Source organism: Plantactinospora soyae, from assembly GCF_014874095.1.
Classification (GTDB): domain Bacteria; phylum Actinomycetota; class Actinomycetes; order Mycobacteriales; family Micromonosporaceae; genus Plantactinospora; species Plantactinospora soyae.
The window spans coordinates 5,095,207-5,110,123 of sequence record NZ_JADBEB010000001.1; the positions used below are offsets into that span (position 1 = coordinate 5,095,207).

The 14,917-nt window shown below is 71.9% G+C and carries 15 protein-coding genes and 1 pseudogene; 5 read left to right on the forward strand and 11 right to left on the reverse strand.

Annotation, left to right across the window (positions count from 1 at the left end):
- Positions 1–13: 13 nt before the first annotated feature.
- On the reverse strand, positions 14–535 hold the full coding sequence (locus tag H4W31_RS22630) for a PaaI family thioesterase (protein ID WP_192768479.1): 522 nt from the start codon (positions 533–535) through the stop codon (positions 14–16).
- A 54-nt stretch (positions 536–589) separates the two neighbouring features.
- Between H4W31_RS22630 and H4W31_RS22635 the strand changes: the two genes are divergently transcribed.
- Positions 590–1,066 carry a winged helix-turn-helix transcriptional regulator gene (locus H4W31_RS22635; protein WP_192768480.1) on the forward strand — a complete coding sequence of 159 codons (477 nt, stop codon included), beginning with the start codon at positions 590–592 and terminating at the stop codon, positions 1,064–1,066.
- Positions 1,067–1,136: 70 nt separating this feature from the next.
- Here the strand turns inward: H4W31_RS22635 and H4W31_RS22640 are convergent, their stop codons facing one another.
- A complete protein-coding gene (locus H4W31_RS22640) occupies positions 1,137–1,979 on the reverse strand; it encodes an SGNH/GDSL hydrolase family protein (RefSeq protein WP_192768481.1) in 843 nt (280 codons plus the stop codon).
- 213 nt (positions 1,980–2,192) lie between these two features.
- Here H4W31_RS22640 and H4W31_RS22645 point away from each other — a divergent pair, with 213 nt between their 5' ends.
- Entirely contained in the window at positions 2,193–3,236 is a 1,044-nt protein-coding gene (locus H4W31_RS22645; RefSeq protein ID WP_192768482.1) for a S1 family peptidase, read from the forward strand.
- A gap of 127 nt (positions 3,237–3,363) precedes the next feature.
- On the opposite strand, the gene H4W31_RS22650 is transcribed toward H4W31_RS22645, so the two are convergent.
- From H4W31_RS22650 to H4W31_RS22660, 3 genes and pseudogenes are all read right to left on the reverse strand, one after another.
- Positions 3,364–4,023 (reverse strand): DUF998 domain-containing protein, encoded by a 660-nt coding sequence (locus H4W31_RS22650; RefSeq protein ID WP_192768483.1) that lies wholly within the window; start codon positions 4,021–4,023, stop codon positions 3,364–3,366.
- A 65-nt stretch (positions 4,024–4,088) separates the two neighbouring features.
- Positions 4,089–5,012 carry a LuxR C-terminal-related transcriptional regulator gene (locus H4W31_RS44335; protein WP_192768484.1) on the reverse strand — a complete coding sequence of 308 codons (924 nt, stop codon included), beginning with the start codon at positions 5,010–5,012 and terminating at the stop codon, positions 4,089–4,091.
- A gap of 46 nt (positions 5,013–5,058) precedes the next feature.
- Positions 5,059–5,915, reverse strand: a pseudogene (locus H4W31_RS22660) (IS5 family transposase).
- A gap of 265 nt (positions 5,916–6,180) precedes the next feature.
- On the opposite strand from H4W31_RS22660, the gene H4W31_RS22665 reads away from it, so the two are divergent.
- On the forward strand, positions 6,181–7,398 hold the full coding sequence (locus tag H4W31_RS22665) for a hypothetical protein (protein ID WP_192768485.1): 1,218 nt from the start codon (positions 6,181–6,183) through the stop codon (positions 7,396–7,398).
- Between the two features lie 34 nt (positions 7,399–7,432).
- On the opposite strand, the gene H4W31_RS22670 is transcribed toward H4W31_RS22665, so the two are convergent.
- Genes H4W31_RS22670 through H4W31_RS22695 form a run of 6 tightly spaced genes read right to left on the reverse strand, consistent with a single transcriptional unit; the run spans position 7,433 to position 12,161 of the window.
- On the reverse strand, positions 7,433–8,299 hold the full coding sequence (locus H4W31_RS22670; protein WP_192768486.1) for an urease accessory protein UreD: 867 nt from the start codon (positions 8,297–8,299) through the stop codon (positions 7,433–7,435).
- Positions 8,299–9,072 carry an urease accessory protein UreG gene (gene ureG / locus H4W31_RS22675; RefSeq protein ID WP_318783350.1) on the reverse strand — a complete coding sequence of 258 codons (774 nt, stop codon included), beginning with the start codon at positions 9,070–9,072 and terminating at the stop codon, positions 8,299–8,301. Before ureG ends, H4W31_RS22670 begins: the two co-directional genes overlap by 1 nt.
- Positions 9,073–9,079: 7 nt before the next feature.
- Positions 9,080–9,745: an urease accessory protein UreF gene (locus H4W31_RS22680; protein WP_192768487.1), complete on the reverse strand. Its 666-nt coding sequence runs from the start codon at positions 9,743–9,745 to the stop codon at positions 9,080–9,082.
- 31 nt (positions 9,746–9,776) lie between these two features.
- The gene (locus H4W31_RS22685; protein ID WP_192768488.1) at positions 9,777–11,486 is read right to left on the reverse strand and encodes an urease subunit alpha; all 1,710 of its coding nucleotides are present in this window, start codon (positions 11,484–11,486) and stop codon (positions 9,777–9,779) included.
- Positions 11,483–11,848 (reverse strand): urease subunit beta, encoded by a 366-nt coding sequence (locus H4W31_RS22690; RefSeq protein WP_192768489.1) that lies wholly within the window; start codon positions 11,846–11,848, stop codon positions 11,483–11,485. The genes H4W31_RS22685 and H4W31_RS22690 overlap by 4 nt, the downstream gene beginning before the upstream one ends.
- Before the next feature lie 10 nt (positions 11,849–11,858).
- Positions 11,859–12,161, reverse strand: a complete 303-nt coding sequence (locus H4W31_RS22695) for an urease subunit gamma (RefSeq protein WP_192768490.1) — start codon at positions 12,159–12,161, stop codon at positions 11,859–11,861.
- Positions 12,162–12,361: 200 nt separating this feature from the next.
- Between H4W31_RS22695 and H4W31_RS22700 the strand changes: the two genes are divergently transcribed.
- Together H4W31_RS22700 and H4W31_RS22705 are read left to right on the forward strand one after the other, a co-directional pair.
- Positions 12,362–13,273: an ABC transporter ATP-binding protein gene (locus H4W31_RS22700; RefSeq protein WP_192768491.1), complete on the forward strand. Its 912-nt coding sequence runs from the start codon at positions 12,362–12,364 to the stop codon at positions 13,271–13,273.
- Complete coding sequence (locus H4W31_RS22705) at positions 13,273–14,901, forward strand: ABC transporter permease (RefSeq protein WP_192768492.1); 1,629 nt, start codon at positions 13,273–13,275, stop codon at positions 14,899–14,901. Before H4W31_RS22700 ends, H4W31_RS22705 begins: the two co-directional genes overlap by 1 nt.
- Positions 14,902–14,917 lie beyond the last annotated feature (16 nt).

Genomic DNA, 14,917 nt, shown 5'->3' on the forward strand with positions numbered 1-14,917 from the left:
CCTTCCTAACACCTCAGGCGCCGGGCGCCGTCGGGGCCTCGAAGAGCAGGCACGACGAGGTGGCGTGGGCGACCAGCTTGCCGCGTCCGTCGGTCAGTCGCGCCTCGGCCAGCGCGGTCCGGCGGCCTCGCTGCAGGACCGTGCCCTCGCAGCGCAGCAGGCCGCTGTCCACGGTCACCGGGCGGAGGAACTTGACGTTGAGATCCAGCGAGGTGTAGCCCATCCCGGCCGGCAGGGTGCTGTGTACGGCGCAGCCGGCGGCCGTGTCCAGCAGGATCGACAGCACGCCGCCGTGCACCGTACCGAGCGGGTTGTAGTGGAACTCCTGCGGCGTCAACTCGACCGACACCCGGCCCTCGTCGGCGGTCATCCGGCCCATCGCGATCAGTTGGCTGACCGGCGGGGTGGGCACCTCGCCGGCGATCATCGCGCGCAGCAGTTCGAGCCCGCCGCGCCGGCCGAGCTGGGCGATGCCCTCCGCCGGATCGGCCCAGGAGAAGCTGCGGTTACGGGTGTCGAGCTGAGTCTCGGTCATGGACGCAGCTTGTCAGCAGTTGCTGAGTCTGTCAATAAGACCTAGCCTGACGGCATGTCGGCACCCGAAGCGCTGAACTGGTCGGTCGAGAACTGCACGATCGCGCGTGCCATGGAGATCCTCGGCGAGCGGTGGACCATCGTGGTGCTCCGCGAGGTGTTCAGCGGAGTCCGGCGCTTCGACGACATGCGCAGGCGTACGCAGATTCCCCGTCAGGTGCTCACCGACCGGCTGGCGATGCTGGTCGAGCGGGGGGTGCTGCGCCGCGAGCCGTACCGGGAGCCCGGTGCCCGGCTCCGGCACGAGTACCGGCTCACCACGAAGGGGCTCGACCTGTGGCCCGTACTGGTGGCGGTGCTGGAATGGGGCGACCGCTACCTCGCCGATCCGGCGGGATCACCGCTGAGCACGGTGCACCGGGGCTGCGAGGCGGAGATGCGGGTGGTGCTGCGGTGTACGGCCGGCCACGAGGTGGCCTCCCCGCGCGACGTGGTGCCACGTCCCGGCCCGGGGGCGCGTACCCACACCTGAGCCGGTCCGTCCGGCGAAGGTGCCCGGACGACGCCACCGGGAACGGCCCCGGCGGCGTCGGGTCCGTGGACTACCAGCGGAAGCCGGCGCCGTAGGAGATGTCGGCGAGCGCCTGCTGCCCGGACGCGTTCGGGTGGAAGTAGTCCCAGCTGGACAACTGGCCGAGGGCGAACGGGAAGTTGAACACCGCGTTGCCGTCGAAGGCGCAGTTGGACCCGTACGCGGCGCAGGCCTCGGCGAGCTGTGTGTTGAATTCGACCACCCGCTGGCGTACCCGGTTGCGGCGGTCGACGTCGGCCTGGGCGTTCGAGGTCGGGTTGGCCAGCATCGACTGGCAGATGCCAAAGAGTGACCAGGCCGAACGGGCGGCGAGACTGCCCCGGCCGACCGACCAGAGCCGCTGGATGTCGGGCACGCTGATCACGAACACCCGGGCGTCGGGCAGGCCGGACCTGAGCTGGCCCAGTGCCGCGTCGATGTTGCTCCGGAACGTACCGACCGAGGTCATGCCCGCCTCGGAACTGGTGCAGGCGTCGTTCGCGCCGATCAGCATCGTCACGTAGTCGACGTCCTGCGAGACGGCGGTGCCGGCCTGGCCGGCCATGTCCGCGGACTTCGCGCCGGACCGCCCGTCGTTGTGGTTGCGGCCGTTGATCGCTGGGTTCACGGCACGGATGCGCAGGTAGTGGCTGTTCACCGACGCGTCGTCGCCGGTGCTGAACGATCGGGACGGGCAGTCGGCGTACCAGCCGCAGGCGTTGAAGCCGCGGGTGATCGAGTCACCCAGGCTTGCCATCGAGCTGGGCGGTGGACCGGGATCGGCGGCTGCCGGACCGCTCCCGACGGAGGTCACGAGTACGGCGGTGACGAGGAGCGTGGACAGCAGGGTGCCGGTACGGCGTACGGCGGACATGGGCGGCCTCCGGATCACGGTTTCCTTGGCCAGCTGCGGTGCGCAGATCATATAGACCTGTCTCAGTTGCCACAACGCGTTGAACCATAAGGCATCCGTCCTCTACCAGCCGATATGCTAAGAGTCTTGTTCATGATCTTAGATATCTGAATACTCGTTAAGGATGTGCCATCTCGGCGCAGAAACCTCCAAACCCCCCATGGGAGGCTCCATATGCGACCCACAAGGTCCCCGATCCGCGTCGCCGCGATAACGTTCGCGGCCGGATCCCTCGTCGCCGGACTGCTGGTGTCCGTACCCGCGCAGGCCGCACCGGCCCCGGCCTCGCCGGAGGCCGCGACGGCGCTCTCGGAGCGGCTCGGTGCCCGTTCCGCCGGCACGTACCTGGACGCCGGCGGCAAGATGGTCGTCACGGTGACCGACGAGTCCGCGGCCCGCGAGGTCCGGGCCTCCGGCGCGACCGCCAAGGTCGTCGCCCGAGGATCCGCCGAACTCGCGGGCGTGACCGACGAGCTGTACCGGTCGGCCCGGATCCCGGGCACCGCCTGGTACGTCGACCCGGTCAGCAACCAGGTCGTCGTCGACGTGGACAGCACCGTCACCGGCGCCAAGCTCGCCAAGGTCAACGCGGTGGCGGCCCGGTTCGGTGGCGCGGTACGGGTCCAGTCGGTCCCCGGCACGTTCAGCACCACCATCTCCGGCGGCCAGGCGATCTACACCAGCGGCAGCCGGTGCTCGCTGGGCTTCAACGTCCGCAGCGGCAGCACCTACTACTTCCTCACCGCCGGGCACTGCACCGCCGGTGGGGCGAACTGGTCGGGCAGCTCCGGCGGTTCGGTGATCGGCACCCGGACCGGCAGCAGCTTCCCGGGCAACGACTACGGCATCGTCCGGTACAACAGCACCGCGCAGCAGCCCGGCGACGTCTGGCTGTACAGCGGCACCCGGGACATCACCGGTGCGGCCAACGCGACCGTCAACCAGTCGGTGCAGCGCAGCGGCAGCACCACCGGGCTGCGCAGCGGCCGGGTGACCGCGCTCAACGCCACCGTCACCTACCAGGGCAGCGGCACGGTCTCCGGCCTGATCCGGACCACCGTCTGCGCCCAGCCCGGCGACAGCGGCGGCCCGCTCTTCGCCGGCAGCACCGCGCTGGGTCTGACCTCGGGCGGCAGCGGCAACTGCACCAGCGGCGGCACGACGTTCTTCCAGCCGGTGGTCGAGGCGCTCAACGCGTACGGCGTCAGCATCTACTGAGCTGGCCGATCCTCATGATCGGCGTGATCGGGTTTTCCTCGGTCGGTCGTCGGCGGTCGCCGGCACCACCTCCCCGATCACGCCGATCATGGCGGTCCGGGGCGGGCCTGGTACGCCGTCCGGTCGGTCAGCCGGCCGCCTGCCGCTCGGGCGGGTGGCGGCGGGTCCAGTGGACCAGGGTCAGCACCACGGCCAGCGGCCAGAGGACCTCGGCGCCGGCGGTCATCCGCTCGGCGAGGCCCGCCGTGCCGCCGTCGGGAAGTTGCAGGGCCAGCCACAGCCCGAGGGCGAGCATGGTCCCGCTGGCCGCGAACCCGACCGTCGGGCGCAGCGCCCAGGGCAGGTCCCGGCCGCCTGGACCCGGAGCCGGACGCCGTGGGCGGCTGCGGCGGATGACGGCGAGTGCCGCCAGCCCCGGCCAGGCCGCGAGCGCGACGAAGGCGACGACGGCGGCGATCCCGTGCGCTGGAGGCGTCCTGGCCCCGTCGAGCTTGGGCACCGCCGCCACCAGTACGGTCGCCGCGCCGCCACAGCCGTAGAGCACCCGGGCGGCGAGCGGGACCGGGCGCAGCCCGATCGCGGTCACCAGGTGCGCCACGCCGAGCCCGGCGAGGCAGCTGATCAGGATCAGCCGGTCCATCATCCCGTACGACGAGAGCGAGCTGATGGTGTCCCCGATCGGGTCGTACCCGGGTGGCTGGCGCAGGGCCGCGATGGTCCATCCGATGGTCAGCAGCACCGGGGCCGCCACGGACGAGAAGACCGCCCACCAGGGCACCGCAGGCATGCCGTCACCCTACGTGACGATATGCCCGGGTACAGGTCGATACAGCGGTCCGGGCCCGGGAGGAGTCAGGTCGGACCGGGATCCGCCACCTGGTCGAGCAGGCCGAGGGCGTACGCGGCGACGATCGCGCCGGCCCGGTTGCGGGTACCGAGTTTGAGGAACAGCCGCCCCTGGGTGTTCTCCACCGTCTTCTCCGCGATGTCGAGCAGCCGTGCGGTCTGCCGTACGGTGTGGCCCATCGCGATGGACCGGAGGATGTCCGCCTCGCGCGAACTGAGCTGTGGCAACCGGCCCTCGGGACGATGGGTCGACAGGCCGGGCCGGAGCCCGGCGGCGGCGTCCGCCGGGGCACCCGAGCCGGCACCGGCCGGTACGACCAGCCCGAGGGCCGCGGCCCGGGCCACCGCCTGGCTCTGGCTCGCCACCCCGAGCTTGTGGTAGATCCGCCGTTTGCTGTTCTCCACCGCGCAGGGCGTGCTGGCGATCAGGTCGGCGATGCGCTGCACGGTGTGCCCCGCGCCGATCAGGGTGATGATCTCCCGTTCCTGATCGGTCAGGGACTCGCCGCTGACCGGTGCGGCGCCGGGCCGGGTGTGCAGCGACTCCGCCTCCCGCCGGAGCACCATCAGCAGCGCCGGCAGGCCGTGCGAACTCGGCACCAGGGTGTCCACGCCGATCTGCCGGGCGGCGGTCAACTCGGTCGGGGAGAGGTGGTCGTACATCACCACGATCCGGACCCGTGCACACCGCTCGCGCAGCAGGGCGAGGGTGGGTAGTGCGCCGTACATCGCGGGTCCGACGTCGAAGAGCACCATGTCGGGTCGAAGCAGCGCGCAGAGTTGCAGCAGGTCGTCGTCCGTGGCGACGTGGCCGACGATGGAGAACTCCGGCTGGCCACTCAGCCAACTCGCCAGCGCATCGCGGAAGAGACGGCGCCCGGAGCGGAGCGCCACCCCGATCGAACTTCCCCGCGCTGCCTCGGTGTGCACGGCATCCTCCCCGCCGCCGATGCGTACGCCTCCCTAGAGAGTGTCTTCAAAGGGGTTTGATCCATTGCATCAGGGCGGCGATGGTCACGGTTGCCTGGTAGGACTCGATGGTCTTGTCGTAGCGGGTGGCCAGGCCGCGGGCCTGTTTGAGGTGGTTGAAGCAGCGTTCGACGAGGTTGCGGCGCTTGTACAACTGTCTGTCGAAGGCTGGTGGGCGGCCACCTCGGCTGCCGCGTCGGCGGCGGTTGGCGATCTGGTCGGATCGTTCGGGGATGGTGTGGCCGATGCCCCGTCGTCGCAGGTAGGAGCGGATCGCTTTCGAGCTGTAGCCCTTGTCTGCGAGGACATGCTCGGGGCGGTTACGCGGCCGGCTCCCCGCGGGGCGGCCGACGCGGATCCCGGCCAGGACGTCGGTGAAGCGGGTGCAGTCGTTGACGTTGCCGCCGGTCAGGACGAACGCCAAGACGCGACCCTTGCCGTCACAGGCCAGGTGGATTTTGGTCGTCAGTCCACCTCGGGACCGTCCGAGGGCGTGATCTTGTGTTTCGTCCGTTTCTCGTCGCCCCCTTTAGCCCCGGCGGCATGCTGATGCGCCCGCACGATGGTGGAGTCGACCGACACCAGCCAGTCGATATCCCCCGCAGCGTCGGCGTCGGCCTGGACCCCGGCGAGCATGCGGGTGAACGTGCCGTCCAAAGCCCATCTACGGAAACGGGTGTAGACCGACTGCCAGGATCCGTACCGGGCGGGCAGGTCACGCCACGCCGCCCCGGCGCGGACCTTCCAGACGATCCCGTTGAGTACCCGCCGGTCATCAGCACGAGGACGACCACCCGTCACCACCGACGGCAGGTACGGGACCAGCCTCTCCCACTCAAGATCGGACAACTCGTAACGACGAATCACGCGCTACATCATCCGACACCCAAGATCCTTTGAAGACACTCCCTAGCCGTGAGCCGTTGCGTGGGCTGGGTCCGGGCCACCGGTCCGGGCGGGGTAACGCGGCGACTGTGTGAGCCAGACCACAGGATGAGTGTGCCGGCTACACCGGCCCTGCGCATCGGCCCCAGGGGGAAATTCCATCGACGATCATCGACGTCTTTGGGATCGGTCCGGGGCCGGTGGGACACCACGATCCACCGCTGGAGCGATAGGGTGGCGAATCGTGGTGTATCCCTCCGGCCCTGGTCCACTCGATTTCCTGTCCCAGCGCTACACCCAACTGCGCCTGCTCGGCCAGAACGGGGTGGCCGAACTGTACGGCGGTGTCGACCACGCCGGCACCCCGGTGAGCGTGGTGGTGCTGACCGGCCCGGCAGCGGCCGACCAGCAGCTGCGCGGCGCGTTCGGCGCGGCGGTCGGCAACAGCAGCTACGCCCCGTACGCCGGGGATCTGCTGGTCCACGCGGCCGACCTGTCCGGGCCCCGGCCCTGGGCGGCGACCCACCAACTGCCCGGTCAGCCCGGCGCGGAGCGGCTACTGACGGGGCTTCCCGGCGGCCCGATCACCGCCGCGCCGCCCGGTGCGCCCTTCACGGCGACGCCGCCCGGCATGCCCCCCACCGCGACGCTGCCGGGCGCACCCCTTCCGCCGGCCCCGCCGGGCGCCGTTCCCGGCTGGCCGCCGCCTCCCGGCTACCCCGCCGGGCCCCCGCCGCCCGCCGGGATGTCGACCGGGCTGAAGACGACACTGATCGCCGGAGGGGTCGTCCTGCTCCTGGTGGTCGGGCTGGGGGTGTTCGCCGTCGCCAAATTCCTTCCCGATTCGAATCCGGTCGCCAGGTCGACCGCGGGCCCGTCGACGCAGGACACGCCGGACCCGTCTGCGGTCCCCGAGCCGAGCGGCTCCGACCCGTCCGGCACGTCCACGCCCCGGCCGGGAGAGCCGACGCTCCGCACGGCGACGCCGGTGACCGTACTCGGGCCGTCCTACGCCGACGGTGACAAGACGTACACGATGGCGTTCTCCGGCTGGCCGATCGCCTTCCGTACCCCGGAAACCTGGGGCTGTATGGGCGGGCGGCCGAAGATCCCGGACAGCAAATCGTGGGTCTGCATCGACGAGGGCAACCCCGGCAGCCGGCAGCGGGCCCATGTGCTGCTGCGGCCGTGCGCGACCACCTGCACCGCCGCCGAGCAGAAGGCGATGAACGAGGCGTGGCTGGACGAGCCGGAGAAGGCCAAGGTCGTCCGGCAACGCACCTACTACGTGGAGACCAGCAGCAACGACAAGGGCCTCTACGCGGTGGACGCGAGCCACTTCTTCAAGGATCCGCAGGACGGGACGAGGCACTGGCAGATCGGCGTCTACGTGGAGTCGCCGCCGGACACCCGTAACCAGGTGCTGAAGATCCTCAACGACGTCGTCAGCCAGGCCGGATGAGGCGTCCGCGCCGGTCCGGCCCGCGACGCCGGAGCTAACCCCCGGGCCCGGCCCGGCCCGGGGTCACCGGCTCCGGCGCGGCCCCGACGGGCGACAACCGGTCGAGGTGTGCGCGCACGCTACGCGGGTCGGACCCGACCGCACTGACCAGCGCCGCCGGGCCGCCGGCCAACGGCAGCACGGCCGCCGCCGAGCGGGCCGCCGTGACGTCGCGGGCCCCGGCGCGGGCGCCGTCCGGCCGGGCCGCCGAGTCGTACGGGGCCGGGCCGGACGAGGTGAACTCGGACCAGGCGGCCCCGGACCAGGCGGGCTCGACCAGCAGGACCGAGCCCACCGCGCGGGCGCCGTCGAGCACCGCCGCACCGGACCAGCCGGACGCGCGCGGCCCGACCGAGAGATCGTTGCGGAGCAGGGTACGGCCGCCGTACCGCAAAGTCGTCTCGATCCGTACGTCGCCGACCGGCTCGGCGTACCGGCCGCAGACCAGTTCCTCGCGCCAGAGCAGGGCGGCCCCCTCGGCGAGCGCGATGCTGGTGACCGTGCGATGGTCACAACCGGCCGCCCCGATCAACGGCTCGGGAAGCCAGCGCAGGCGACCGCCGGCCGCCACCCGGGCGGTGATGTGCAGCCGGGACCCGCCTCCCGTCGGACCGGGCAGCGCCAGCGAGGCGGCGACACTCCGTACGCAGAGCCGGGCGCCCGGACCGACCTCGATCTCGATCCGGAGGTCGTCGCCACCGAGTGGTCCGGCGGCCCCACCGACCAGATGCAGCTGCACCTCACCGTTCGAGTCCGACGGCGAGGTGCGTCGCGGCAGCAGCGGCGGTTCGCCGCGCAGCGCCGCCAGCCGGGTACCCCGGACCGGGTCGGCCACGGCCACGATCCGGGCCCGCGCCCGCATCAGGGCACGAGTTCCGCGGATCCGTCCGGCCGATCGGTCCGGACCGGCAGCAGTCCCCGGACCCAGTCCGCGACCTTCTTCGCCGACGGGTCCTCGACCAGGGAGAGGAAGACGGTGGGGAGGTCGCCCCGGCGGGCGCTGGCATCCCGGGCCATCACCGACAGGTCGGCGCCGACCAGTGGAGCCAGATCGGTCTTGTTGATCACCAGTAGGTCGGCGGAGGTGACGCCCGGGCCGCCCTTGCGCGGGACCTTGTCCCCGCCGGCCACGTCGACCACGAAGACCTGGTGGTCCACCAGTCCCCGGCTGAAGGTGGCGGTCAGGTTGTCGCCACCGCTCTCCACCAGGACGAGGTCGAGCGGACCGAGGCTCACCTCCAGGTCCTCCACCGCGTCCAGATTGGCCGAGATGTCGTCCCGGATCGCGGTGTGCGGGCAGCAGCCCGTCTCCACCGCCCGGATCCGGTCGGCCGGCAGTACGCCGTTGCGGAGCAGGAAGTCCGCGTCCTCGGTGGTGTAGATGTCGTTGGTGACCACGGCCAGCGCAAGCTCGTCGGCCAGCGCCCGGCAGAGCGCCGCGACCAGCGCGGTCTTGCCCGAGCCGACCGGGCCGCCGATGCCGAGCCGGACCGGCCGGGCCGTACCGGGGGCCGGGGCGGCCAGCGGCGCGTGCGGGTCGACGCCGGGTTCGGGATGCGTGTGCGGCACCTCGTCGCCAGGATGCTGGTGTGCAGCGGTTCCGTGCCCGGGCTGCCCGGTTCCGGTCTGCCGCACCTGCGGATCAGGATGCAAAGAGACGCACCTCCCAGTTCGCGTGTACTTCGGCACCGATCTCCAGCAGCGGGGCGGAGTCGGCGGGGAGCAGGTCGACCGGGTCACCGGCCCGCGCGGCGGCGGTGGCGGCGAGCCGGTCGCACTCGTCGGCCAGCTCGGCGAGCAGGGCGTGCACGCCGTACGGGTCGAGGCCGAGCAGCCGTACGGCCGCGCTGGCCGGTCCGCTGACCGTCCCGTACGCCCCGGCGACCGCCGCCTGCACCGGGGGCAGTCCGGCCGCCGCCGCCACGATGCCGAGTGCCACCGGATGGTGCCGGTCCCGCTGTGCCGGATCGGCCGACCAGATCGCCCGGCCGGCGCGGAGCAGGGCACGGCCCTGTACCCGGGACGCCCGGCGCAGTGCCGGGGACGGGATGCGGGCGTCGACACCCTCGTCCAGCGCGTCGAGCCGGTGCCGGTCGACGTCCTCGTGCCCGGCGGCGCAGGCGGCGGCGGTGAACGCGGCGGTGACCCGACCGGAGGTGGCGAGCCGACCCCGGAGGAACCGGGACAGCCCGGTGAGGTCCCGGAGCCGGCCGCTGCTCACCGCCGCCTCCAGGCCGCCGGAGTGGGCGTGCCCGCCCGCCGGCAGTCGCCCGTCGGCGAGTACCAGCAGGGTGGCGAGTCCGGTCACGACGTCTCCTCGCTGCAACCGGGCCTGGCGATCAGAAGAGGAAGTAGCGCTGGGCCATCGGCAACTCGACCGCCGGCTCCGGCTCCACGACCGCACCGTCGATGCGTACCGTGAAGGTGTCCGGTTCGACCTCGATGCGGGGCAGCGCGTCGTTCAGCGGCAGGTCGGCCTTGCCCCGGGAGCGGGTGTCGACCACCGGAGCCAGGGTGCGCCGGATACCGATCCGGTCGGCGAGCAGCGCGTCGATGGCGGCCGGTGCCACGAAGGCGAGGCTGGTCGCGGCCGGCACCACGCCGTACGCGCCGAACATCGGCCGGGGCAGCATCGGCTGCGGCGTCGGGATCGAGGCGTTGGCGTCACCCATCTGGCCGAGCGCGATCATGCCGCCCTTGACCACCAGGTGCGGCCGTACCCCGAAGAACGCCGGGTCCCAGAGCACCAGGTCGGCGAGCTTGCCCGGCTCGACCGAGCCGACCTCGCCGTCGATGCCGTGCGCGACCGCCGGGCAGATGGTGTACTTCGCCACGTAGCGGCGGGCCCGCAGGTTGTCCGCCGCGCCGTCGCCGGGCAGCGCACCCCGCCGGGCCTTCATCACGTGTGCGGTCTGCCAGGTACGCAGCACGACCTCGCCGACCCGGCCCATCGCCTGCGAGTCCGACCCGATCATCGAGATCGCGCCGAGGTCGTGCAGGACGTCCTCGGCGGCCATCGTGCTCGGCCGGATCCGGCTCTCCGCGAACGCCAGGTCCTCCGGCACCGTCGGGTTGAGGTGATGGCAGACCATCAGCATGTCCAGGTGCTCGTCCAGGGTGTTCCGGGTGTACGGCCGGGTCGGGTTGGTCGACGAGGGCAGCACGTTCGGCTCCCCGGCCACCGTGATGATGTCCGGTGCGTGCCCGCCGCCCGCCCCCTCGGTGTGGTACGCGTGGATCGACCGGCCGGCGATGGCCCGCAGGGTGTCCTCGACGAACCCGGCCTCGTTCAGCGTGTCGGTGTGGATCGCGACCTGCACCCCGGACGCGTCCGCGACCCGCAGGCAGGCGTCGATCGCGGCGGGGGTGGTGCCCCAGTCCTCGTGCAGCTTGAAGCCGCCGGCGCCGCCCCGCAACTGCTCCCACATCGACTCTTCGCTGACCGTGTTGCCCTTGCCGAGCAGCAGCACGTTTATCGGCCAGGGGTCGAGCGCCTCCAGCATCCGCCCCAGGTACCAGGGATTCGGCGTCACCGTGGTCGCCTTGGTCCCCTCGGCCGGGCCGGTGCCGCCGCCGATGATCGTGGTGATTCCGCTGGCCAGCGCGGTCTCCAGGATCTGCGGGCAGATCAGGTGTACGTGGCTGTCGATCGCCCCGGCGGTCAGGATCTTTCCGTTGCCGGCGATGATCTCGGTGCCGGGCCCGATCACCAGTTCGGGGTGGACCCCGTCCATGGTGTCCGGGTTGCCGGCCTTGCCGAGCGCCACGATCCGGCCGTCCCGGATCCCGACGTCGGCCTTGACCACGCCCCAGTGGTCGAGCACCAGCGCGCCGGTGATCACCGTGTCGGGAGCGCCGTCCGCGCGGGTCACCAGGGACTGGCCCATGGACTCGCGGATCACCTTGCCGCCGCCGAACACCGCCTCGTCGCCGTACCCGCAGTGGTCCTGTTCCACCTCGATCAGCAGGTTGGTGTCGGCGAGCCGGATCCGGTCGCCGACGGTGGGGCCGTACAGCGCGGCGTACCGGCGCCGGTCCATCGTGGTCACCTGTCCTCCCCGGCGGAGCCCTCGTCGGTCTCGGCGGCCGGGCCCGGGGCGGGCCGGTCCAGCGGTCCGGCGCACTCGCCGCGCAGTCCGGGTACGACCCGGGCGCCGCCGAGGGGAACCAGGTCGACGTCCCGGTCGATGCCCGGCTCGAACCGCACCGACGTGCCGGCCGGGATCGCCAGCCGATGGCCCCAGGCGGCCGGGCGGTCGAACTCCAGCGCCGGGTTCGCCTCGGCGAAGTGGTAGTGCGAACCGACCTGGACCGGCCGGTCAGCGGTGTTGACGACGGCCAGGGTCCGGACGGGCCGGCCGGGGTTGAGCGTTACGTCGCCCGTTCCGGGGAGCAGTTCGCCGGGGATCATGCCCGCCCCGTCACGAAATCGGCTCGTGTACGGTCACCAGTTTCGTGCCGTCCGGGAAGGTCGCCTCCACCTGCACCTCCGCGATCATCTCCGGAACACCGTCGAGTACGTCGTCGCGGCTGAGCACGTTGCGCCCGGTCTCCATCAGCTCGGAGACGGTACGTCCGTCCCGGGCGCTCTCCAGCAGGAACGCCGTGATCACGGCGACCGCCTCCGGATGGTTGAGCCGCAGTCCGCGCTCGCGCCGACGCCAGGCGAGATCGGCCGCGACATGGACCATCAGCCGTTCTTGCTCGTGACGGGTGAGGAACATCAACTACCTCCGCAGCGGCGACTCAGCGGATCGTGTCAGTCAGAGATTTCGATGAGGTTACAGGTCGCGTGGCGGCGCGACCGGCGGCCGGGGCACCGGCCGGAGGATCGCCGGAGCGGCGGGCGCGACGCGAATTCTTGACGAAATCCATACACTTTCAAGTTTTCACAAGTTTGTGAAAACGCCATACCATCGGGTTCATGACTACTGCGATCTCGGTCTCCGGCGTAGTGAAGTCCTTCGGCCGGAGCCGTGCACTGGACGGGCTGGACCTGCGCGTCGACGTCGGCGAGGTCCACGGGTTCCTGGGCCCGAACGGCGCCGGGAAGTCGACGACGATCCGGGTACTGCTGGGGCTGCTGCGCGCCGACGCCGGCCAGGTCAGCCTGCTCGGCGGGCATCCGTGGCGGGACGCCGTGGCGCTGCACCGCCGGCTGGCGTACGTGCCCGGCGACGTCAACCTGTGGCCGAACCTCACCGGCGGCGAGGCGATCGACCTCTTCGGGGCGCTCCGTGGCGGCCTGGACAAGCGGCGCCGGGACGACCTCCTGGAGCGGTTCCAGCTCGACCCGACCAAGAAGGCGCGGACGTACTCGAAGGGGAACCGGCAGAAGGTCGCCGTCGTCGCCGCGTTCGCCTCCGACGTCGAGCTGTACATCCTCGACGAGCCGACCTCCGGGCTGGACCCGCTGATGGAGGCGGTCTTCCAGGAGTGCGTACGCGAGGTCAAACGGGACGGCCGGACGGTACTGCTCTCCAGCCACATCTTCTCCGAGGTGGAGGCGCTCTGCGACCGGGTGAGCATCATCCGGCAGGGCCGGACGGTCGAGTCCGGCACCCTCTCGCAGTTGCGCCACCTGACCCGTACGGCGATCTCGGTGGAGACCGCCCGGCCGATCACCGGCCTGGTCGAACTGCCCGGCGTGCACGACGCCCAGGTGGACGGTGCGCACGCGACGTTCGACGTCGACGCCGGGGAACTGGACCGGGTGCTCCAGCACCTGCACCGGTTCGAGCTGCGTGCGCTGACCAGTTCCCCGCCGACGCTGGAGGAACTGTTCATGCGGCACTACGGCAACCAGGAACCCCGCGCGGAACTGGCCGGCGTGTGATGGGCGGCACCCTCACCGGCACCGCCCGGCTCGCCCGGCTCGCGTTGCGCCGCGACCGCGTACAACTGCCACTCTGGATCCTCGGTACGACGGTGCTGCTCTCCGGCACGTACGCCGCCGCACAGGAGCAGTTCCCGACCGAGGCTGACCGGCTCACTGTGCTGCGTACCGCCGTCGAGACCCCGGCGATCCTGATGCTGCGCAACGTCCCCACCGGGACCAGCAACGGCGAGATGATCGCGTTCCAGATCTTCCCCTTCCTGGTCGTGACGGCCGGCTTCATGAGCACCCTCGCCGTGGTCCGGCACACCCGCCAGAACGAGGAGACCGGCCGTACCGAGATGGTCAGCTCGATGGTGGTCGGCCGGCACGCCAGCCTGGCGGCGGCGATGATCGTCACGGCCGGCGCCAACCTGGTGCTGGCCGGACTGCTCGCGCTCACCCTGCTGGGCAACGGCGAGCCGACCGCCGGCTCCCTCACGCTCGGCCTGGCGGTCGGCGCCGGTGGCCTGGCCTTCGCCGCGATCGCGGCGGTCGCCGCCCAGGTCAGCCAGACCGCGCGGGCGGCCAACGGGATCGCCGCCGCCGCGATCGGCGCCGCCTACCTGGTACGCGGACTCGGCGACGCGCTCGGCGAGATCCAGCCGAGCGGGTACACCATGACCACGGCCTGGCCGAGCTGGCTGTCCCCGATCGGCTGGACGACCCTGACCCAGCCGTTCGCCGGAAACCGCTGGTGGGTGCTCGGGCTGCCGCTGGCGCTCGCCGCCGCCGGAACCTGGCTGGCCTTCGCGTTGACGAACCGCCGGGACATCGGGATGGGCATGATCGCCGCCCGGCCCGGACCGGCGAAGGCCGTCCCCGGACTGCTCAGCCCGCTCGGCCTGGCCTGGCGGTTGCAGCGCGGCACGCTGCTGGGCTGGGCCATCGCGATCGGCCTGTTCGGGGTGACCATCGGCTCCCTGTCCGGCGCGGTCGAGGCGGCGTTCGACGGCAACGAGGGCGCGACCCGGACCATCCGGGAACTCGGCGGCGACGGCAGTCTGATCGACTCGTTCTACTCCGCGATGCTGGCCATCATCGGCGCGATGGTCGCCGGCTACGTGGTCCAGGCGCTGCTCCGGGTCCGCGCCGAGGAGGTCGGTGGCCGGGCGGAACCCACCCTCGCGACCGGCGTCGGCCGACTGCGCTGGCTGGGCAGCCACCTGGTCGTCACGGTGTTCGGCGCGGTGCTGCTACTGGCGATCGCCGGGATCTCCGCCGGCCTGGTGGCCGGAGTCAGCGCGGGGAACACCGGCGACCGGCTGGCCGACCTGACCATCGCCGCCCTGGCGCAGCTCGCGCCGGCACTGATCATGGTCGGGTTCGTCCTGGCGGTCTTCGGGCTGGTGCCCCGGCTGACCGTCGGGATCGGCTGGGCCGGGTTCGCGATCGCCCTGATCTTCGGCCAGCTCGGCGAGCTGCTGAACCTGCCGCAGGCGGTCCGCGACATCTCCCCGTTCAGCCACGTCCCGGCGCTGCCGGCCGGCGAGGCCAGCGTAACGCCGCTGGTGCTGCTGGCCGTGGTGGCGGTGGCGCTGGGCGCGGCCGGAATGGCCCTGTTCCGCCGCCGCGACCTCGCCCTCTGAATGTAAGGAAGGGGCC

Bases quoted from the DNA above. Each gene is read 5' to 3' on its own strand.
- H4W31_RS22705 (WP_192768492.1), top strand. From the start codon at position 13,273: ATGGGCGGCACCCTCACCGGCACCGCCCGGCTCGCCCGGCTCGCGTTG.
- H4W31_RS22645 (WP_192768482.1), top strand. From the start codon at position 2,193: ATGCGACCCACAAGGTCCCCGATCCGCGTCGCCGCGATAACGTTCGCG.
- H4W31_RS22690 (WP_192768489.1), bottom strand. From the start codon at position 11,848: ATGATCCCCGGCGAACTGCTCCCCGGAACGGGCGACGTAACGCTCAAC.
- H4W31_RS22670 (WP_192768486.1), bottom strand. From the start codon at position 8,299: ATGCGGGCGCGGGCCCGGATCGTGGCCGTGGCCGACCCGGTCCGGGGT.
- H4W31_RS22695 (WP_192768490.1), bottom strand. From the start codon at position 12,161: ATGTTCCTCACCCGTCACGAGCAAGAACGGCTGATGGTCCATGTCGCG.
- H4W31_RS22650 (WP_192768483.1), bottom strand. From the start codon at position 4,023: ATGCCTGCGGTGCCCTGGTGGGCGGTCTTCTCGTCCGTGGCGGCCCCG.
- H4W31_RS22630 (WP_192768479.1), bottom strand. From the start codon at position 535: ATGACCGAGACTCAGCTCGACACCCGTAACCGCAGCTTCTCCTGGGCC.
- H4W31_RS22700 (WP_192768491.1), top strand. From the start codon at position 12,362: ATGACTACTGCGATCTCGGTCTCCGGCGTAGTGAAGTCCTTCGGCCGG.
- H4W31_RS22640 (WP_192768481.1), bottom strand. From the start codon at position 1,979: ATGTCCGCCGTACGCCGTACCGGCACCCTGCTGTCCACGCTCCTCGTC.
- H4W31_RS22635 (WP_192768480.1), top strand. From the start codon at position 590: ATGTCGGCACCCGAAGCGCTGAACTGGTCGGTCGAGAACTGCACGATC.